The organism is Variovorax paradoxus (genome assembly GCF_030811855.1).
In the GTDB taxonomy this organism is placed as follows: Bacteria; Pseudomonadota; Gammaproteobacteria; order Burkholderiales; family Burkholderiaceae_C; genus Variovorax; species Variovorax paradoxus_L.
Genome location: NZ_JAUSRN010000011.1, coordinates 178065 through 196436 on the forward strand (window position 1 = coordinate 178065; position 18372 = coordinate 196436).

21 protein-coding genes are annotated in these 18372 nt (G+C 68.2%); 6 read left to right on the forward strand and 15 right to left on the reverse strand.

What is annotated here, in order from left to right; genetic code table 11:
• Positions 1-5: 5 nt before the first annotated feature.
• Positions 6-1244: a CaiB/BaiF CoA transferase family protein gene (locus tag J2X92_RS20590; protein WP_307578229.1), complete on the forward strand. Its 1239-nt coding sequence runs from the start codon at positions 6-8 to the stop codon at positions 1242-1244.
• Positions 1245-1260: 16 nt separating this feature from the next.
• The gene (locus J2X92_RS20595) at positions 1261-1701 is read left to right on the forward strand and encodes a VOC family protein (RefSeq protein ID WP_307578231.1); all 441 of its coding nucleotides are present in this window, start codon (positions 1261-1263) and stop codon (positions 1699-1701) included.
• Between the two features lie 5 nt (positions 1702-1706).
• Here the strand turns inward: J2X92_RS20595 and J2X92_RS20600 are convergent, their stop codons facing one another.
• Positions 1707-2165, reverse strand: a complete 459-nt coding sequence (locus J2X92_RS20600; RefSeq protein ID WP_307578233.1) for a CopD family protein — start codon at positions 2163-2165, stop codon at positions 1707-1709.
• 95 nt (positions 2166-2260) lie between these two features.
• On the opposite strand from J2X92_RS20600, the gene J2X92_RS20605 reads away from it, so the two are divergent.
• The gene (locus tag J2X92_RS20605) at positions 2261-3109 is read left to right on the forward strand and encodes an isocitrate lyase/PEP mutase family protein (RefSeq protein WP_307578235.1); all 849 of its coding nucleotides are present in this window, start codon (positions 2261-2263) and stop codon (positions 3107-3109) included.
• A gap of 16 nt (positions 3110-3125) precedes the next feature.
• On the forward strand, positions 3126-3755 hold the full coding sequence (locus tag J2X92_RS20610) for a uracil-DNA glycosylase family protein (RefSeq protein ID WP_307578237.1): 630 nt from the start codon (positions 3126-3128) through the stop codon (positions 3753-3755).
• Here the strand turns inward: J2X92_RS20610 and J2X92_RS20615 are convergent.
• The 7 genes from J2X92_RS20615 to J2X92_RS20645 all read right to left on the reverse strand — a co-directional run bounded on the left by J2X92_RS20615 (position 3701) and on the right by J2X92_RS20645 (position 10702).
• Positions 3701-5374, reverse strand: coding sequence for an amidohydrolase (locus J2X92_RS20615; protein ID WP_307578239.1), 1674 nt, complete (start codon positions 5372-5374; stop codon positions 3701-3703). The two genes, J2X92_RS20610 and J2X92_RS20615, sit on opposite strands and share 55 nt — an antisense overlap.
• 2 nt (positions 5375-5376) lie before the next feature.
• Entirely contained in the window at positions 5377-6366 is a 990-nt protein-coding gene (locus J2X92_RS20620; protein WP_307578241.1) for a Bug family tripartite tricarboxylate transporter substrate binding protein, read from the reverse strand.
• A 60-nt stretch (positions 6367-6426) separates the two neighbouring features.
• Positions 6427-6786: a cupin domain-containing protein gene (locus J2X92_RS20625; RefSeq protein ID WP_307578243.1), complete on the reverse strand. Its 360-nt coding sequence runs from the start codon at positions 6784-6786 to the stop codon at positions 6427-6429.
• Between the two features lie 21 nt (positions 6787-6807).
• Entirely contained in the window at positions 6808-7800 is a 993-nt protein-coding gene (locus J2X92_RS20630) for a quinone oxidoreductase family protein (RefSeq protein WP_307578245.1), read from the reverse strand.
• Positions 7801-8161: 361 nt separating this feature from the next.
• Positions 8162-9052, reverse strand: coding sequence for a 3-keto-5-aminohexanoate cleavage protein (locus J2X92_RS20635; protein ID WP_307578247.1), 891 nt, complete (start codon positions 9050-9052; stop codon positions 8162-8164).
• Positions 9049-9813, reverse strand: coding sequence for an SDR family NAD(P)-dependent oxidoreductase (locus J2X92_RS20640; protein WP_307578249.1), 765 nt, complete (start codon positions 9811-9813; stop codon positions 9049-9051). The genes J2X92_RS20635 and J2X92_RS20640 overlap by 4 nt, the downstream gene beginning before the upstream one ends.
• Positions 9814-9835: 22 nt before the next feature.
• Positions 9836-10702: a dioxygenase family protein gene (locus J2X92_RS20645; protein WP_307578252.1), complete on the reverse strand. Its 867-nt coding sequence runs from the start codon at positions 10700-10702 to the stop codon at positions 9836-9838.
• Positions 10703-10839: 137 nt separating this feature from the next.
• Between J2X92_RS20645 and J2X92_RS20650 the strand changes: the two genes are divergently transcribed.
• Positions 10840-11871 (forward strand): LacI family DNA-binding transcriptional regulator, encoded by a 1032-nt coding sequence (locus J2X92_RS20650; RefSeq protein WP_307578254.1) that lies wholly within the window; start codon positions 10840-10842, stop codon positions 11869-11871.
• On the opposite strand, the gene J2X92_RS20655 is transcribed toward J2X92_RS20650, so the two are convergent.
• Entirely contained in the window at positions 11872-13554 is a 1683-nt protein-coding gene (locus J2X92_RS20655) for a hypothetical protein (RefSeq protein WP_307578256.1), read from the reverse strand. It abuts the gene before it with no gap.
• 50 nt (positions 13555-13604) lie between these two features.
• A complete protein-coding gene (locus J2X92_RS20660) occupies positions 13605-13799 on the reverse strand; it encodes a DUF1127 domain-containing protein (protein WP_307578258.1) in 195 nt (64 codons plus the stop codon).
• Positions 13800-13889: 90 nt separating this feature from the next.
• On the opposite strand from J2X92_RS20660, the gene J2X92_RS20665 reads away from it, so the two are divergent.
• The gene (locus tag J2X92_RS20665; RefSeq protein ID WP_307578259.1) at positions 13890-14780 is read left to right on the forward strand and encodes a LysR family transcriptional regulator; all 891 of its coding nucleotides are present in this window, start codon (positions 13890-13892) and stop codon (positions 14778-14780) included.
• A gap of 92 nt (positions 14781-14872) precedes the next feature.
• Here J2X92_RS20665 and J2X92_RS20670 read toward each other — a convergent pair whose 3' ends face one another.
• The 5 genes from J2X92_RS20670 to J2X92_RS20690 are packed head-to-tail and all read right to left on the reverse strand — an operon-like array spanning position 14873 to position 18325.
• Positions 14873-15373 carry a hypothetical protein gene (locus J2X92_RS20670; protein WP_307578261.1) on the reverse strand — a complete coding sequence of 167 codons (501 nt, stop codon included), beginning with the start codon at positions 15371-15373 and terminating at the stop codon, positions 14873-14875.
• A gap of 57 nt (positions 15374-15430) precedes the next feature.
• Positions 15431-16369: a glutaminase gene (locus J2X92_RS20675; protein WP_307578263.1), complete on the reverse strand. Its 939-nt coding sequence runs from the start codon at positions 16367-16369 to the stop codon at positions 15431-15433.
• Positions 16370-16371: 2 nt separating this feature from the next.
• Entirely contained in the window at positions 16372-17265 is an 894-nt protein-coding gene (locus J2X92_RS20680; protein ID WP_307578265.1) for a DMT family transporter, read from the reverse strand.
• 53 nt (positions 17266-17318) lie between these two features.
• Positions 17319-17819: a BON domain-containing protein gene (locus J2X92_RS20685; protein WP_307578268.1), complete on the reverse strand. Its 501-nt coding sequence runs from the start codon at positions 17817-17819 to the stop codon at positions 17319-17321.
• Positions 17816-18325, reverse strand: coding sequence for a flavin reductase family protein (locus J2X92_RS20690; RefSeq protein ID WP_307578270.1), 510 nt, complete (start codon positions 18323-18325; stop codon positions 17816-17818). The genes J2X92_RS20685 and J2X92_RS20690 overlap by 4 nt, the downstream gene beginning before the upstream one ends.
• Positions 18326-18372 lie beyond the last annotated feature (47 nt).

Sequence of the window (18372 nt, forward strand, 5' to 3'; positions counted from 1 at the left end):
AGCGCATGACAGCCAAGCCCGCAGCACTCGACGGCATCAAGGTCCTCGATCTGTCCCGCGTGCTCGCGGGCCCGTGGTGCACTCAGATCCTCGCGGACCTGGGCGCCGACGTCATCAAGATCGAGCGCCCCGGCGTGGGCGACGACACGCGCACCTGGGGCCCGCCGTTCATCAAGGACGCGAACGGCAACGACACCGACCAGGCGAGCTACTTCACCGCGTGCAACCGCAACAAGCGCTCGGTCACGGTCGACATGGCCACGGCCGATGGGCAAGCGCTGCTCAAGCAGATGGCGGCGCAGGCCGACATCGTGGTGGAGAACTTCAAGACCGGCGGCCTCAAGCAATACGGCCTCGATCAGCAAAGCCTGCGCGCGGCCAACCCGCGGCTCATCTACTGCAGCGTGACCGGCTTCGGCCACGACGGCCCCTACGCCGAGCGCGCGGGCTACGACCTGATGATCCAGGCCATGACCGGCATGATGAGCATCACCGGCCGTCCCGACGACGTGCCCGGCGGCGGCCCGCTGCGCGTGGGCGTGGCGCTCACCGACCTGTTCACCGGCGTCTATGCGAGCACCGCCATCCTCGCGGCGCTGCAGGTGCGCGACCGCACCGGCGAAGGCCAGCACATCGACATGGCGCTGCTCGACGTGGGCATGGCCATCCTCGCGAACCAGGCCAGCGCATTTCTCAACACCGGCAAGGCGCCCGAGCGCCAGGGCAACACGCACCCGAGCCTGGCGCCTTATCAAGATTTTCCGACGCTGGACGGCTCGATGCTGCTGGCCATCGGCAACAACGGCCAGTTCGCACGCTTCTGCGAAGCGGCCGGCCACGCGGAGTGGGCGGCCGACGCGCGCTTTGCCAGCAACACGCTGCGCGTGAAGCACCGCGGCGTTCTCATTCCGATGATGGAAGAGCTCACGCGCACGCGCACCACCGTCGACTGGGTCACGCTGCTCGAGGACAAGGCCGTGCCCTGCGGGCCGATCAACGACATCGCGCAGGCCTTCGACGACGCGCAGGTCAAGTCGCGCGGCCTGGCGGTCACGCTGCCGCGTGATGCGGGCGACGGCATCGAAAGCATCACCGGCGTGGCGAGCCCGCTGCGCCTCACGGCCACGCCGCCCGTGCTGCGCCACGCGCCGCCGGCGCTCGGGCAGCACACGCGCGAGGTGCTGGCCGAGTTCGGCATCGATGCCGCGCGCTTCGATGCGCTGCGCTCGGCGGGCGTGGTCTGAGAAAGGAACGCAGGCCATGACGGAGCCGATGCACAGCCCACCCTTCTCGGTGCTGCGCATCGACCACATCGTGCTGCGCGTGAAGGACGTGGAGCGCGCCATCGCCTTCTATCGCGACGTGCTGGGCTGCGAAATTGAAAAGCGCCGCGACGACCTGGGGCTTGTCCATTTGCGTGCCGGCTCGAGTCTCATCGATCTCGTCACGCACGAAGGCCCGCTCGGCCGCCAGGGCGGCGCGCTTGCCGGCAAGGAAGGGCGCAACGTCGATCACTTCTGCCTGCGCATCCAGCCTTTCGATGAAGCAGCAATTCGCGCCTTGATGGCACAGCATGGCGTGCCGGTGCACGGCGAGGTGCAGAATAATTTTGGCGCCGAGGGCAATGGGCCTTCGATCTACATCGCCGATCCCGACGGCAATGGCGTGGAGCTGAAAGGCCCGACCGGCAGCAGCGTCTAGCTGGTCTAGCCGGCGCGCCCCAGGATCGCCACGCCGAACACCACCACGCCGAGCGCGAGGTTCAGGCTCACCAGCTTACGGATCATGTCGAGCCGCCCTGCTGCAACGGGCCACGCGCTTTCATCCACCGCGCGCCGCAGGGCCTTGAACACCGAGGCGCGGATGTACACATAAATTCCGGCCATCACGATGGCGATGCTCATCATGGCCTCCACGCGCCAGTGCACCGTGCGAAAACCGCCCGCGAGCAGGATCATCGCCACGCCCGTCACGAACAGCAGCGTGACGGCCGCATCCACGCCGATGAAGAAGCGCCGCAGCGCCGCCGCCATGGTTCGCAGGCGCAGCGGCGGCTCCAGCGTGGACACGGCGGCGGGGCGCACCGCGAAGTGCAGGGTGGCCATGCCGCCGACCCAGAAGGCGGCGGCGAGAAGATGGACGAAGAGAAGGATGACGTGAGGCATGGGGACCGATCAGAACACCGAAAGGTGCAGGCGCGCAATGTCTGCGGCGTTGCGTTAAAAACGGATGCTTTGCACGCAAGAAAGACGAGGCTTTCATGACCCGTACCACCGCGCAGAAGCGCGCCGAGTTCCGCGCGCTTCACGCGCAAGGCTGTTTCGCCGTCCCCAATCCCTGGGACACGGGCAGCGCACGCTACCTTCAGGGCCTGGGCTTCAAGGCGCTGGCCACCACGAGCTCGGGCCATGCGTGGTCGCAGGGCCTGTCCGACGGCGCCCAGTCGCGCGACGTCGTGCTGGCGCACCTGCGCGACATCGTCGCCGCGACCGACCTGCCCGTGAACGCGGACTTCGAAAATGGCTTCGGGGCTGGGCCGCAAGAAGTGGCCGAGAGCGTGCGGCTCGCCATCGACACCGGCGTGGCCGGCCTGTCGATCGAGGACTCGACCGGCAATCCGGCGGATCCGCTCTTCGAGATCGATGTCGCGGTCGAACGTTTGTGCGCGGCGCGCGGTGCCATCGATGCGGCCGGCGGCGACACGCTGCTGGTGGGCCGAGCAGAAAATTTCTTCGTCGGCCGGTCCAACCTCGACGACGCCATCGCGCGCCTCAAGGCCTATGCCGAGGCCGGTGCCGACTGCCTCTACGCACCGGGCATCCGCACGCGCGAGCAGATCGCGGCAGTGGTCGCCGCGGTGGCGCCCAAGCCCGTCAACCTGCTGATCGGCTGGGCCAGCGAGCTCACCATGCAGGACATTGCAGAACTCGGCGTGCGGCGGGTCAGCGTGGGAGGCGCGCTCGCACGCGCGGCCTGGGGCGGCTTCGACCGCGCCGCGCGCGCACTCGCCGAGCAGGGACGTTTCGACGGTTTTGCGGGTGCTGCGGTGGGTGCGGACCTCGACGGATTCTTCAGGCCGTTCTCCGCGTCCGCTGCGTCGTCCAAGTAACGCGTTGGCTGGTGCCATGGACGCGCTCCTCGCGGAAATCCGCAACTGCCGAGCCTGCGCCGCGCACCTGCCGCTCGGTCCGCGGCCGGTGGTGCAGGCCAGCGCCAGCGCGCGTCTGCTCATCGTCGGCCAGGCGCCCAGCATGACCGTGCACGCCACCGGCCTGCCATGGAACGACAAGAGCGGCGAGCAATTGCGCCGCTGGCTCGGCATCGAGCGCGAGGTGTTCTACGACGCCACGCAGGTCGCGATCATGCCGATGGGCTATTGCTATCCGGGCCGCGGCAGCAGCGGCGACCTGCCGCCGCGCAGGGAATGCGCCGAGCTGTGGCACGGGCGCCTGCTAGCGCAGATGAAGAACATCGAGTTGACGCTCTTGATCGGCCAATATGCGCAGCGCCATTTCCTGGGCACTGCGCGCAAGAGCAACGTGACCGAGACCGTCGAGGCCTTTGCAGAGTACGCGCCGCGCTTCGTGCCGCTGCCGCATCCGTCGCCGCGCAACACCGGCTGGTTCAAGCACCATCCGTGGTTCGAAAGCGATGTGCTGCCGGTGCTGCGCGAGCGCGTGCGGCGGGCGCTCGCTCAACCCTATGGCGCCACGGCGACCGAGGCGCCCGCTGCATCGAAGGGCCGCGCGGCATAGACCACGCGACCACCCACCACCGTCATCAGCGACACCGTCTTGCCGATGCGCTCCGCCGGCACGGTGAAGAAGTCCTGGTCGAGGATCGCGAAGTCCGCGAGCTTGCCCACTTCGAGCGTGCCGCGTTTCGCCTCGTCGAAGCTGAACCATGCGCTGCCCGCCGTGTAGAGCCGCAGCGCCTGTTCGCGCGTCGGTGTTTCGTCGGCGCCGCGCATGGCCTTGCCGCTCACGGTCTTGCCATCGAGCATCCATTGCAGCGCGACAAAGGGGTTGTACGACGCCACACGGTGCGCATCGGTGCCGGCGCCCACGTTCACGCCCGCGCGCAATGCGCTGCCGATCGGCGGCATGCGGCGCGCCGCCTCGCCGCGCACGGTGAGCGCGCGATCGCCCTGGAAGTACATCGCGTCCTGCATCGTCCAGCCGATGCCCAGCGCTTTCATGCGCGCCAGGGTTTCCGGCGAGGCGTCGTCGAGATGGGCGATCGACCAGCGCAGCTCCTTGATCGGAACCTCGGCATTGAGCTTTTCGTACAGCCCGAGCAGATGGTCGATCGATCCGTTCTCCTGCCAGTGGATGGTGACGGCCAGCTTGCGCGTCGCCGCCCACTTGACCAGTTCGTAAAACTCTTCCTTCGCCGCCGCGTCGGGAAAATTGTTGTTGTACATCGCGAGCGTCACGCGTTCGCCAAGGCCGTTGAATTTCAGCATGTCGTCGCCAAAACCCATCGGCAGCATCTGCGTCAGCTCGCGAAACTCCTGCAGCTCGGCGCCGGGCTTCTGCGCGAACACGCTGTAGGCCACCCGCAGCGTCAGCGCCTTTTCGCGCCACAGCTCGAACAGCGCCGCGTACTGCGAAGGCGCGATGCTGAAGCCGCCCGGGTCCACCAGGCCGGTGATGCCGAGGCGGTTCAGCTCGCTGAAGAAGGCGCGCGTGCCGGCCGCGTTGTCGGCGTAGGTCGGCTTGGGCAGTTTGTCGAACAGGGCCGAGATGCCGACGATATCGCCCGTCATCCAGCCCGGTGCGCCGTCGGCCGCGGGCTTCATGCCGGCCGGCAGCGTGCCCGCGGGAACCCCGAGCGCTTCGAGCGCCTTCGGCGTCATCACCACCGCTTCATAGAAGAGCTGCACATACACCGGGTGCTCCGGCGCGGCCTCTTGCAGTTCGGCCATGGTGGGACGGCGGCGCTCGGCAAACTGCTGCTCGGTCCAGCCGCCCGCGACGATGAGCCAGCCGCCGGGCCGCGCACGCGAGGCCGCGGTGCGGATGCGCGCCATGGCTTCGGCGATGGTGCCGGCGCCAATCCAGTTGACCTCGGTCGAGTAGCTCAGCGCCGCGCGCACCGCATGCATGTGCGAGTCGATGAGGCCGGGGATCACCGTGCGGCCGCCGGCATCGACGGTGCGAGTGTTGGGTCCCGAGAACGCGCGCATCTCGCCGGCTCCGCCGACGGCCACGATGCGGCCTTCGCGCACGGCCAGTGCCTGCGCGGTGGTCGAGGCGGCGTCGAGCGTCGCGATCTTCGCGTTGCTGACGATGAGATCGGCCGGCTGTGCCTGCGTGCCGATCGGCAGCAGCAATGCGGTGGCCGCAGCCATCGCCAAAAAGGTGCGCAGCATGCTCAATCCACCTTGATGCTGGCTGCCTTGACCACCTGCTGCGCCTTGGCTGTTTCGTCGGCGATGAACTTGTTGAACTGCGCCGAGGGCATGGTGAAGGGCTCCGCGCCGAGCTTGTCGAGTCGCTCCTTGAGTTCGGGCGAGGCCATGATCTTCGCGACCTCGGCCTGCAGGCGGTCCACCACCGGTTGCGGCGTCTTCCCGGGGGCGAAGAGCCCGACCCAGAACAAATACTCGGAGCCCGGCACGCCGGCTTCCACAGTGGTGGGCGCATCCGGTAGTGCCGGCGAGCGCTTGGCCGTGCCAACCGCCAGCGCCTGCAGCTTGCCGCTCTTGATGAGCGGCAGGGCCGACACCATCGGCGCGAAGAACCAGTCGACGCGGCCGGCCATCACCTCGGTCATGGCTTCGGGCGTGCCGCGGAAGGGCACGTGCTGCGCGTCGACCCCGGCCGCGAGGCGGAACACTTCGGCGTTCATGTGCGTGGCCGAGCCGTTGCCCGCGGAGCCGTAGTTGAAGCTGCCCGGCTTGGCCTTCGCCTTGGCGACAAGGTCTTGCACGTTCGCGAAGTGCGAAGGCGCGGTGACCAGCACGTTGGGCAGGCTCGCCATCGGCGTGATGCCCGTGAAGTCCTTGATGGTGTCGTACGACAAACCCTTGTAGATCCACGGGTTGACGAGGTGCCCCGCCGAATGCACCAGCAGCGTGTAGCCATCGGCCGGCGCCTTGGCTGCAATGGCCGCGCCGAGCGTGCCGCCCGCACCGGGCTTGTTGTCGACCACCACGCTGGTGCCCAGCGCGGGACCGAGCTTCTCGGCCACCAGCCGCGCGACGATGTCGGTGCCGCTGCCTGCGGTGAAGGGCACGACCAGCTTGATGGGTTGTGTGCCCGGCCATGCGCCCTGCGCGTGGGCGCCGCCGAGTGTGCAGGCCGCGAGTGCCGCGGCCATCGCGAGCGCCTGCCGGCGGCTCGGGTTGAATGTCTTCTTCATGCGTCTTGTCTCCGTTGATTTGTTTGGGTGAGCGATGAATGACGGGGAAAGAGGAGGGCGCTAAGCGGCCGGCGGCGCGTTCGGCATCACCAGCGCCACCAACACCGGCCGGTTCCCGCGGTTTTCCAACTGGCGCTTTTCGCCAGGCGCGAAGCGGCAGCTGTCGTAGGGGCCGAGCACTTCGTCCTGGTGCGCGCCGTCGAGCTCGCCGATCACGTGGAGCTGGCCTTCGAGCACGAGATAAAGTTTTTCCATCGGCGAACCATCCAGGCCCGTGTGGCCGCCGGGCAGGATCTGGCTCATGCCCATCCACATCTGCGTCGAGGGCCCGGCCTCCTTGCCCTGCAGGCGCAGGCAGCGCATGTCGAAATGGTTGGGCGCTTCGTAGTGCGGCGCTTCGCTGAAACGAGTCACATGCATGGCGGTGTTCCTTTCAGTCGTTCAGGGCCGCAGCACGACGCGGTCGGTGCTGCCCGAAAGCACCAGCTGGTAGGCGTCCATGGCTTCGTCGAGAGTGAAGTGCCGTGCCACGGGAAAGGGTTTGAGCGTGCCGCGCTCGAAGCCTTCGCGCATCGCATCGAGCTGTGCGGTGGAGGCGACGCAGTCCATCGCGAGCGAGTCGATGCCCACGAAGGTGTGCATGCCGCGGTAGAACGCGAAGATGTCGAAGGGCACGGCACGTTCGTGCGTGGCAATGAAGATCTGCGTCGCGCCCTTGGCCATCGCCTTGTTGGCGGCCTCGAAGTAGGCGCTGCCCACGGTGTTGTAGACGATGTTCGCGCCGCGCCCGTCGGTGAGTTCACGCACCTGCGCGCCCACGTCGGCATGCTGGCGCGCATCGATCACATCGACAGGCCCGCTCGCAAAGCCTTCGAAGGGTCCGGCGCGGCGCTGTACCGCGATGACGCGCGCACCGGCCTGCGAGGCCAGCTGCACCGCCGCCTGGCCGACCTTGCCGTTGGCGCCGAGCACCAGCACGGTCTGCCCGGCCTGCGGCATGCCGCTGCGCCGGAAGCCTTCATACGCGGTGACGAAGGGCACGCCCACTGCCCCGGCCTCGTCCATCGAGATGCCCTGGGGCTTGGCGCGCAGCGCTGCTTCGGGCAGCACGAGGAAGCGTGCATGCGAACCGTCGCGCGTGATGCCGATGTCGCCGCCCGAGCCGTAGACCTCGCGGCCGATCCATTCGACGGGACCACCCACCACGGTGCCCGCAAAGTCGCGCCCCGGGGTGCGCGGCCACACGGCCTGCGGCATGATGCCCAGGGTGGCTTTCACGTCGCTCGGGTTCACGGCTGCGGCCGCGACTTGCACCACGGCATGGCCGGGGGGGGCGGTGGGTTCTGGCTGCGATGCGGCTTCGAGTTGCAGCGCGTCGAGGTTGACGGCTTTTTCGTTTACGCGCAGTGCGCGGGAGGTGTTTGGGGTGTGCATTGGGGCGAGGCTCATCTCAGTGTTCGACCGCGTGTTGTGTTGCGGCTCGCTTGTGTTCCGGTGTCGTTCGTTCAGGGCGCGTGCAAAGGCCACCGGGTACTCCCCTCCGCGAATGTCCCCCGCCTTCGGCTCCTCCTTTATTTCGCTGCGGGGAGCACCCGGCGCCCTGTGCACACCAAGCGCTGCGGTTGTTCCGCTCGATCAACGACCGCTCTTTGCAACGCTCGCGCTGGCGGGGTGCCTTGCGCAGCGAAATAAAGGAGGAGGCCGCAGGCCGGGGGACATTCGCGGAGCAAGGTACCCCGTCGGCGGGAGCGCGCCCTGAACAGCTCACCTCAAGAACAGAACAAGACGTCATCTCCTAGCTCCCCACACCAGGCAATGCCAGCATCGCGCGCGCCTCGCGCGGGTTGGCAATCTCGCCGCCCAGGCTCAGCAGGATGTCGCGTGCCTTCGCCACGAGTTGTGCGTTGCTTTCGGCAAGCACGCCTTTCTCGAGGTAGATGTTGTCTTCCATGCCCACGCGCACGTGGCCGCCCAGAAGCCACGCCTGCGCGACGATCGGAAACTCCATGCGGCCGATGCCGAAGGCGCTCCAGAAGGCACCGCGCGGCAGCATGTTGCGGGCATATAGCAGTGTCTCGGGCGTGGGCGCAAAGCCGTATTTCACGCCGAGCACGAAGGTCCACATCGCGGGGCCGTCGAGCGTGCCGTCCGCAATCAGGTCGAGCGCGAGGTTGATGTCGCCCGAATCGAAGATCTCCAACTCTGGCTTCACGCCCGCCTCGCGGATTACCTTGGCCATGCGGCGCACATTCTTCGGCGTGTTCATCACCACGTCCGGGCCCGAGTTCATGGTGTTGAGATCGAGCGAGCACACGTCGGGCCTGATGAGCGCGATGTGCTCCACGCGCTTCTCCGGCGGCAGCAGCGTGGTGCCGGGCGCGGCGATCTTCGGATCGTCCTCGCTCGGTATGTAGCGCCCGCCGGGTCCGGTCGTAAGGTTGATGATCAGCTCGCGGTTTTTGCGGCGGATGCGGTCGACCACCTCGCGGTAGAGCTCGACCTCCATCGACGGCTTTCCGGTTTCGGGATGGCGCACGTGGATGTGCACTTGCGCCGCGCCGGCTTCCGCGGCGGCCAGGCATTCGTCGGCGATCTGCACCGGCGTGATCGGCAGGTGCGGCGTCTGCTCGGGCTTCACGAGGTTGCCCGTGACGGCGCAGGTGATGAGGGTCTTGGCGGCGCTCACAGATGGCGCCCTCCGTCGACCACGATGCGCGTGCCGGTGACGAAGCGCATCGTCGTTGCCAGCGCCTCTACCGCGGCGGCCACGTCGTCGGGCTTGCCGATCCGCCCGAGTGGCGTGGTGCTCGCCATCTTGCCGGCAAACTCGGCGCCGCGGCCCGGCACGAAGCCCGACTCGACCGCACCCGGCGATACCGACACCACGCGAACGGCCGGTGCCATCGCCTTGGCCAGCGCATCGCCCACCACGTCGAGGCCCGCCTTGGCCGCGACGTACGCCAGGTTGCTGCCCACACCCGTGAAGCCCGCGATCGACGAGATGTTGGCAACGAGTCCGTCGCCGCTCTGCTTCAGCATCGGCGCGAAGGCGCGGATGGTCGCGAACACGCCGCGGAAGTTGGCGCGCACGATGTCGTCGATGAGCTCGTCGGTCAGCGCGTCGAGGTCCCCGGCCGGCACGGGCTGCGTGTGCCCCGCGCTGTTGACCAGGATGTCGCAGCGGCCATGAGTGGCTTCTACCTCTGCGGCTGCGGCTTGCAGGCTCGGTGTATCGACGATGTCTGCGCGGATCGCACAGTGGCGTTGTCCTTGCGCGGAGGGCAGGGCGGCAGCACGCGCAGCCGCTTCGTCGCCCTTGCGGTGCAGCAGCACGCAGGTGGCGCCGAGCGCGGCGAGCCGCACGGCCGTGGCATAACCGATGGCGCCGAGGCCGCCGGTGATCACGGCAACCTTGCCGTCGAGTCTGGAAACAGGGTCGAAGCTCATGGGATGAAGAGGAGTTGTGGAATCAGGGGATCGGCGGACGAGGGAACTTCATCTCGCCGGGCTCGAGCTGGAAGTCGTACTGCAGCGTGGCGGTCTTGCCATCGGGTGCCAGCGCGAAGCGGCCGATCAGCCGCCGCGTCACGCCGAAGGTCGGATCGCTCTCCAGGTTCTCGTCGTCGTCGGCGAACACCTGGGTGACCAGCACCTTGTGCCCCGGCTTGCTCACCATGAAGTGCAGGTGCGCGGGCCGGTTCGGGTGGCGTTGCTGCGCGCGCAGCAGCACGCCGCACGGCCCATCGGTCGGCACCGGGTAGCCAGCCGGCCGCACGCTGCGGAAATGAAAGCGCCCCTCTGCATCGGTCGTGAAGCGGCCGCGCAGGTTCATGTCTTCCTGCGCCGGATCCTGGTTTTCATAGAGGCCGATGGGCGAGGCCTGCCACACATCGACCGTGGCGCCCGCGACCGGTTCGCCTTGCGCATTGCGCACCGTGCCTGATACGGCAAGCGGAATGCCCGGCGTGCCTGAGCGCGCGATGTTGTCGCCCTGCGCGCAGGCGGGCGAGTTCGCGCGCCAGAAAGGCCCGAGCAGCGCGGCCGGCGATTCGCCGTGCGGGTCCTGGTTGTTCTGCAGCGCCACCACCGTGGACACGCCGAGGATGTCGGCCGCCAGCACCACCTCGTTCTTCTTTTCGCCCGTGGCCTGGCCGATGGCGACGATGAATTCGAGCGCCTGCTCGAACTCTTCCTCGGTCAGCTTCACCTCCTGCACGAAGGCATGCAGGTGGCGGGTGAGGGCGTCCATCACGGTGCGCAGCCGTGGGTCGGGTGTGCCTGCCATGGCTTCGAGCGCGAAGCCCAGCACCGAGTCGGGAGAGGTGGCGATGTTCATGCGTGGTCTTTGCAATCGTTTGCATGATCTTAGTCCAAAATGCGGAAAAGTAAAATGACCCTGTTCGGAAGGCTGGGAATGGCAAGCGGCCGGTTCTCAGTCCTACCTTGCCGACAATCGTTTGCATCAATCAGCCCATGAGCACCAGCCCGCCTTCTTCTCCCGTCACCATCCGCGACGTTGCGCGCGCCGCCGGCGTGCATGTGTCGACCGTCTCGCGCGCGCTCAGCCCGGACAAGCGCTCATTGATCAGCGACGAGGTGCTGCGCGTGGTCGAAGAGGCGGCGCAGCGCCTGGGCTATCGGCCCAACCGCGCGGCCTCGGCCCTGCGCACCGGACGCACCCACACCATCGGCGTGCTGGTGCCCGACATCACGAACGCGGTGTTCCCGCCCATCCTGCAGGGCATCGAGGCCAGTGCGGCGGCGCGCGGCTACTTCGTGTTCGTCACCAACGTGGTCGACCCTGCGCTCGCGCGGCCCGTGCTCGAGCGCATGCTGGCGCAGCGCGTCGATGGCGTGATCCTGGCCACGGCCACGCGCGACGATCCGCTGGTCGACTTCGTCACCAAAGCCGGCATGACCGCGGTGCTGGTCAACCGCGCCGATGAAACCGGTCGGCTCCCCGCCGTGGTGAGCGACGACCGGCTTGCGATGAAGCTCGCGGTCGACCATCTCGTGGGCCTGGGCCACAAGCGCATCGCGCATCTCGCCGGCCCACAGAACATTCCCACTGGCGTGGGCCGTCGTTTGGGCGTGGAGCAGGCGCTGCGCGACCACCGCATGAAGCCGTTCCGCGTGGTCGAGTGCGCAAGCTACAGCCGCGAGGCCGGCGCGATGGCGATGCAGCAGATGCTCGAAGCCGGGGCCGCGCCGCAAGCGGTGGTTTGCTGCAACGACCTGGTGGCGCTTGGCGCCTACGACGCGCTGCGCCAAGCCGGCCTGCGCGTGCCGAAGGACATCTCTATCACCGGCCACAACGATATGCCGCTGGTCGACATGGTCGATCCGCCGCTCACCACCATCCGCCTGCCGCACCGCGAACTGGGTTGGCGTGCGGCCGAGATGCTGTTCGAGGAGATCGACGGTCACGCGATGTCGGCGTCGACCGTGGTGCTGCGCCCCGAACTCGTAGTGCGCAAGTCGACCGGGGCGCCTGCAGCGCGCTGATCAGCTGTTTCGAGGCGAGGCCTTCTTGCGCACCGCCGGCCGCCGCGGCGGCTTCGTTTCGAGCACCAGCTCGGCCGGCAAGGTGTCGTTCCACGATTCGGTGAAATAGGCGCGGTCGCTCGGCACCAGCTGCGGCAATGCCTCGCGCAGCGATCCCAGCGACTGTTCGGCCGCCTTCAGGTCGCCCGCATGCGCCGCATACCAGGCGTGCTCGAACAGAAGGCTGCAATGCTGCAGGCCGGGGTAGCGCCGCCGACCGGCCTGGTGGTCGGCCAGCCGCGCCTGCGCCACTTCGACCCAGCGTACGGGCCAATGCGCGGCATCGAAGGCATCGGCCAGCGGCCCGGCGAGCTTGGAGATTGCCGCCGGGTCCAGCGGTTTCTGCGCGCGGAACTGCACGAGCATAGGTTGCTTCTCGGGCCTGCAATGCCCGCGCGCGATGCGCATCAGGTAGATCGCATTCCAGGCCGAGCGGCCCTGGCCGTCGGTGTGGCCGCAGAGCCATTCGCTGAAGGCGATCCATTGAACGGCGCGGCGCATGGTGTCGGCGTATCCGTCGCGCGCGAGCGCCGGCAGGTCCGAGAGGCCCACGCGGTCGAACAGCCACGCAGCCATGCCCATGTTGGCGGCCACGTGTTGCGCCGCGTCGAAGGAGTGTGATTCGAAGGCCGCGGCCAAGGCTTCGCCGAAACGCTGCAGCGATTCTTCGGCGAGCGCGGCGGCCGCGGGCCTGTCGTCGGCGGCGAGCGCCAATGCGCGCGAGCGACACACCAGGGCCCAGAGGTTGCACCATTCGAAGCGCACGTCGGGGTGGTGTCGCAGCACCAGTCCGCGCGCGGCATCGTCGGCCATGCCGGCAAGGAGCGACTGCGCGAGCGGCAGGTCGCGCGCGGTGTAGGCGCACCAGGCCGAGACGATGCATTCCATCGCGCCCAGGTAGTCGTTGCCCGCAACGTGGTGGGCGAGGCGCTGCTTCTTCAACGCCTGCAGCCGCCGGCGCGCCTGTTCGTTGTCGCCGAGGCGGCGCCACAGCATGGCCTCGTTGAGCGTGACCAGCGCGCGTTGAAAGTCGGTCGCGGCCAATGTGCCGGCGAGGCGGATTGACTCCAATGCGCTGGCCGGTGACCCGGCCGCGCTGCCACCTGCCACCGGCGCCATGAGCCTGCCTTGCCGCGCCGCCTGCTGCGAGGCGACCAGCTGCTTCCAGAAGGCGGCGTCCTGCAGGTGCACCGCATCGGGCGGTGTCGACGAGCCGGGCTCTGCTGAACGCATCTTGCGCGAGCGAAGTCCGAGAAAAGAAGCGACCTCGGCCGCCGTGGCCGCGCGGCCACTAACCAGCATGCGCACGCGCTTCGCCTCGAGCGCCGGCAGCCAGAAGGGGCCCTGGCTGCGCCGCTCGGCGTTGAGAAAGCGCGGTTCGCGCTGCGTGTCCTCACCCCAGCCGACCTCGATGTTCCATGCCTTGAAGTCGCGGAACGCGCGGCTCACGACCATGCGCAGCGTGCTCGCATCGGACACTTCGCCGCGGAGATCGGCCAGCCGCACCAGGCCGCCCTCGGCATCGTGCGCGTGCTTCATGCGTGCGAGCAGCCAGAGCGACTGGAACGCCGCGCGCTGGCCATTCACCGATTGCGGCGAAGTGAGTTCGATCGAAAGGGGGGAAGGGGCAGCAGGCTTTGGCACGCCCCGGATTGAACCTCAAATTCCGGGGCAGCCAAGCGCGGGCGCTTTCTTCAGAACCTGTCGCGGTCCACCGCTCCCTGCACTTGGCTGCGGCCGATGCCCAGGTCGCGCAGCTCGTGATCGCTCATGCCGGCCAGGTGCTGCGTGTCCGCGCGGCCGCGGCGGCGCTCCGCGGCGCGGCGGCGCCAGCTGCGCAGGGCATGCATCAGGCGTTGATGAAAGGGCGAGTGCGTCGGCGCTGTCACGATGGGCTCCTTGTGGGGGAGCGCTCATCTTGCGGCGATGCGTGCTATTGTGGAAGTTGAGATTCCTGACACATTCAATCAGCTTTTCTGATGCGACAACTCAACCTCGACCAGCTGCGCACGCTCATCGCCATTGCCGATCTGGGCACCTTCTCGGCCGCAGCCAAGGCGCTGCATCTGGCGCAGCCGACCGTGAGCCTGCACATCAGCGAACTCGAATCGCGCCTGGGCGCGCCGCTGGTGGTACGCGGCAACCGCCGCGTCACGCCCACGGCGGCCGGCGCGGCGCTGGTCGAGCGTGGGCGCAAGCTGCTGCGCGACACCGACGATGCCGTCGAGGCGGTCAAGCGCCAGGCCGAAGGCCGCACCGGCCGCGTGCGGCTCGGCACTTCGACCGGCGTGGTGGTCGACCTATTGCCGCAAGTGCTCGAAGCCCTGGGGGCTCGTCACGCGGGCATCGACGTGGAGGTGAGCATCCTCGGCTCGTACGAGGCAATGGCGCGGCTGGCCGCCGGCACGCTCGACATCGGCCTGGTGGCCATCCCGCAGCCGCCGCAGCGCGACATCGCCGTCACGCCGTGGTGCGACCAGGCCATGATGGCGTTCGTACCGCAGCGCTGGAAGGCGCCCAAGCGCGTCACGCCGGCATGGCTCGCGTCGCAGCCGCTGATCTTCAACGATGCCACCACGCACATGTATCGGCTCTCGATGGAGTGGTTCGCGGCGGCCGGCTTCGCACCGCGTGCGCGCATCGAACTCAACTACGACGCGGCCATCCGCAGCTTGGTGGCGGCCGGCTACGGCGCGGCTCTGCTGCCGCTGCAGGAGACCACCGACGCGGCGCTGAACGAGCGCATGCAGATCCTGCCGATCACGCCCAGGCTCACGCGCCGCCTGGGCATCGCGCACCGCCAGCGGGCGCTGCTCGATGGCGCGACGCAAAGCGTGCTGCAGGTGCTGACGGCTTTCCGGCAGCTCTGATTCAGCCGGGGTTGGATTCGTGTCGCCGGAACCGATTGTTCTCAGCCCGTTGCGGGCGGCCCATACGTCACTTCGCTGATTGCGGGGCGCGATCAGCGGGGCCGTGCGTAATCGGATTCGATCCAGTCCGCGGCGCTGGCGGCGGTGAGCCGGAAGGCGGGTGAGACGTTGACGCTGGCAAGCTCGGTGTCATCCGCATCGTCATGCGCGGTGAGCGTGGCCGAGGGGCTGTCCTCGTCGGGCACGATGGCGAGCGACACGCGCACGCGCTGGTCGCCCTGGGCGGTAACGGTCACGCTCTTGTTGAGCGTGGCGTGCAGCTGCTGCTCGTGGCGGCGAATCACTTCGGCGGCGGTCTTCACCAGCGTGGAAAACGCGGGACCATCGAGCGGCTTCGGGTTCTTCTTGTCGCGGCCCATGGTCCAGGGGCCGACCAGCGCCGGCTCGGGGTCGCCGTGGCGGGTCATCTCGACGGCCCAGCCGTCGTCTTCCTCGTTCTTGATCACGCGGGCGGTCCATTGGCCGTCGCGCCAGAGGCGGGGTTCCTGCAGGGGAAGGGTGTCGGAGTCGGTGGAGTCTGTGGCTTCGGTCATTCGGATGCTTGTGTTCGTGCGCGGGCCATTTTCGCCTGCGCCTGCAAGGCAGGCTGCTCAGAAGACCGACAGCCCCGTGCGCGCGACGAACAATTCCAGCGCCTTCATGCCGAGCAGCGAGTTGCCCGTTGCGTCGAGCGCAGGCGACCAGACGCAGAGCGTGAGACGGTCGGGCACCACGGCCACGATGCCGCCGCCCACGCCGCTCTTGCAGGGCAGGCCGATCGAAAACGCCACGTCGCCCGCAGCATCGTAGGTTCCGCAGGTGAGCATCAGCGCATTGATGCGGCGCGTCTGCCGCTCGCCGGTCACCTCGGCCTGGCCGTCGATCGGATGCGCACCGTCGCGGCACAGGAAGGCCGCCGCGCGCGCGAGCTGGCGGCAGCTCATGCGCAGCGCGCACTGGTGAAAGTAGGTGTCGAGCACCACGGCCACGTCGTTGTCGATCTTGCCGAAGCTCTTCATGAAGTTGGCGAGCGCGATGTTGCGGAAGCCGGTCGCGGCTTCGGAGCGTGCCACCTCGTCGTCGAACGAAATCGGCTCACCGCACAGGCTGCCCATCAGCGCAAGAATGTCGGCCTTGGCGCTGCCCCCGGCCTGCAGTGCCTGGCTCACGAGGCGGTCGGCCACCGCGATGGCGCCCGCATTGATGAACGGATTGCGCGGCTTGCCGTGTTCGTTCTCCAGCTGCACCAGCGAGTTGAAGGGATTGCCCGAGGGCTCGCGGCCGATGCGCTCCCACAGTGCCTCGCCCACGCGCTGCATGGCCAGCGTGAGCGTGAAGAGCTTCGACACGCTCTGGATGGAGAACGGGGTTTCGGCGTCGCCAGCAAAAGCCTCGGTGCCGTTGCAGGTGCGCAGCGCAATGCCGAGTTGGTGCGGGTCGATGCAGGCCAGCGCGGGGATGTAGCTGGCCACGGTGCCGGCCTGGCCCAGCAGCGGCCGCAGCGTGCCGACGATGTCGTCGAGCACCGGTTGGAAGTCCGCGTCTTTCATGCCTATGCCCTCCGCCGGTTGACCATTACGATGCCGATCGCCACGCCCGCCAGCGCGAGCATCAGCTGCAGCGTGAGCGGTTCGCCCAGCAGCACCACGCCGAACACCAGCGCGAACAGCGGCGTGAGGAAACTGAACGACGACATCTGCGTGGCGGGATAGTGCCGCAGCAGCCACATCCATGTGAGGTAGCTCGCGAACGCGCCGACCACGGTCTGCAGGCCGATCGAGGTCCACGCCCAGGCCGAATACGAGAAGCTCCATGTTTCGCCGAGCGCCAGTGACAGCACGGGGCACACCGCGGCGGTCACGCCGACTTGATAGAACAAGGACTTCTCGGCGCTCGCGGTGGCCAGGCGCGTGGTGCGCAGCGCCAGTGTGGTCACGCCCCAGAGCATGCCGCCCGCGAGTCCCATTGCATCTCCGATCAACTGGCTCGAGCTCGATTGCGCGAAGCCTTCGCTGAACGCGAACAGCACGGCCGCAAAGGCGATGGTGAGGCCCAGCCACTGCAAGCCTCGCAGTCGCTCGGAAGGCACCCAACGCGGCAGTAGCAGCGACACCCAGAATGGCGCGGTGTACAGGAAGACCGTGAGCCGCGAGGCCGAGGTGTGCTGCAGGCCCAGGTAGATGCACGCGAACTCGCCCGCGAACAGCAGCCCCACCAAAAGGCCGCCCGGCAGCGTTCCGTCGCGCTCGAAGAGCGGCACGCGGCGCGACACGCACCAGAGCCACAGCAGCGCCACGGCGCCCACCATGCGGATCGTTGCTTGCCAGAGCGGCGGCACTTCGGCCACGGTCGTCTTGATGAGAATCTGCTGCAGACCCCAGAAGGCGCAGCATGCGATCAGAAGGCCGATGGCGAGGGAGTCGAGGTGGGTCTTGCGCTGGATCATTCGTCGCGTGTTTGTCGTCGTTGCCGCTGTTCTTGCGGCTGCTGTTTGTTGGTTCATTGGCCGGCCACGCGGTAGGGCGGCTTGCCGCGCGTGCCAATCATCAGGTCGGGCACCACGGTTTCGACGTCGGGCACAGCGCGTGCGGCGCGCTCGAGTTTGCGGGCCAGCGCAGCCGAGGGCACGCAGCCTTGCAGGTAGACCCAGCGGCGCTGAATGACCACCCACACGCTGCCGTTGCGCACACCCGGCACGGCCAGCAGCGCGGCGCGCACCTTGGGCGCGAGCGGCTTGTCGTAGCGGTAGGCGTTGCTGTCGGCGCACTTTCCCGCGAGCCAGCAGCTGGTGCCGCGCTCCAGCCGCGAATGGGTTTGGGCGCGCCGTTCCTCGGCGGTATAGAACGGGCCTTCCGGCGGGGTGCAGGCGGGCAAGCCGGTGGAGATGCGGAAGAACGGATCGTCGAACCAGTTCTGCTTGAGCGGTGCTGCCGCCTCCTGCGCCGCCGCGGCCTGCGCGGCCAGCAGCACGGCGGACGCGAGTGCGGCAGGACGGTTCACAGGGGATGTTCCGTGTAGAAGCGCCCGCCGTGGAACAGCAGCGGCGAGGCGCCCGCGTTGTGCGTGCAGCGCTCCACTTCGCCGACGAAGATCACGTGGTCGCCTTCGTCGTAGCGGCTGCGGTTGAAGCACTCGAAGCTGGCTGCCGCGCCCGCCAGCACCGGCGCGCCGCCCAAACCTTCGGTAAAGGCAACGTCGGCCCAGCGGTCGATATTCTTGGTGGCGAAGCGCTCGGCCAGCTGCTTCTGGTTGGCCGCAAGGATGTTGATGGCGTAGTGCGAGCCGGTGCTGAGCGCCGCCATCGAGGCGGCCGCGCGCGCCAGGCTCCACAGCACCAGCGGCGGCTCGAGCGACACCGAGTTGAATGAATTGGCCGTGAGGCCGACCAGCACGCCCTCGGCCGAGCGCGCGGTGACGATGGTCACACCGGTGGCGAACATACCGAGCGCGTTGCGGAATTCTTCGGTCGAGAAGGAAGGGGGCTTGGCCCGGCGGGAGGTGGTCACGAGGAAGGCGGAGCGTTGAAAGGCAGAGGACTATTCTGGCTCAGCGC

Coding starts and splice junctions, on each gene's coding strand:
- J2X92_RS20610 (WP_307578237.1), top strand. CDS start 3,126: ATGGACGCGCTCCTCGCGGAAATCCGCAACTGCCGAGCCTGCGCCGCG.
- J2X92_RS20675 (WP_307578263.1), bottom strand. CDS start 16,369: ATGAAAGACGCGGACTTCCAACCGGTGCTCGACGACATCGTCGGCACG.
- J2X92_RS20630 (WP_307578245.1), bottom strand. CDS start 7,800: ATGCACACCCCAAACACCTCCCGCGCACTGCGCGTAAACGAAAAAGCC.
- J2X92_RS20590 (WP_307578229.1), top strand. CDS start 6: ATGACAGCCAAGCCCGCAGCACTCGACGGCATCAAGGTCCTCGATCTG.
- J2X92_RS20625 (WP_307578243.1), bottom strand. CDS start 6,786: ATGCATGTGACTCGTTTCAGCGAAGCGCCGCACTACGAAGCGCCCAAC.
- J2X92_RS20650 (WP_307578254.1), top strand. CDS start 10,840: ATGAGCACCAGCCCGCCTTCTTCTCCCGTCACCATCCGCGACGTTGCG.
- J2X92_RS20595 (WP_307578231.1), top strand. CDS start 1,261: ATGACGGAGCCGATGCACAGCCCACCCTTCTCGGTGCTGCGCATCGAC.
- J2X92_RS20640 (WP_307578249.1), bottom strand. CDS start 9,813: ATGAGCTTCGACCCTGTTTCCAGACTCGACGGCAAGGTTGCCGTGATC.
- J2X92_RS20670 (WP_307578261.1), bottom strand. CDS start 15,373: ATGACCGAAGCCACAGACTCCACCGACTCCGACACCCTTCCCCTGCAG.
- J2X92_RS20600 (WP_307578233.1), bottom strand. CDS start 2,165: ATGCCTCACGTCATCCTTCTCTTCGTCCATCTTCTCGCCGCCGCCTTC.
- J2X92_RS20665 (WP_307578259.1), top strand. CDS start 13,890: ATGCGACAACTCAACCTCGACCAGCTGCGCACGCTCATCGCCATTGCC.
- J2X92_RS20615 (WP_307578239.1), bottom strand. CDS start 5,374: ATGCTGCGCACCTTTTTGGCGATGGCTGCGGCCACCGCATTGCTGCTG.
- J2X92_RS20605 (WP_307578235.1), top strand. CDS start 2,261: ATGACCCGTACCACCGCGCAGAAGCGCGCCGAGTTCCGCGCGCTTCAC.
- J2X92_RS20620 (WP_307578241.1), bottom strand. CDS start 6,366: ATGAAGAAGACATTCAACCCGAGCCGCCGGCAGGCGCTCGCGATGGCC.
- J2X92_RS20680 (WP_307578265.1), bottom strand. CDS start 17,265: ATGATCCAGCGCAAGACCCACCTCGACTCCCTCGCCATCGGCCTTCTG.
- J2X92_RS20645 (WP_307578252.1), bottom strand. CDS start 10,702: ATGAACATCGCCACCTCTCCCGACTCGGTGCTGGGCTTCGCGCTCGAA.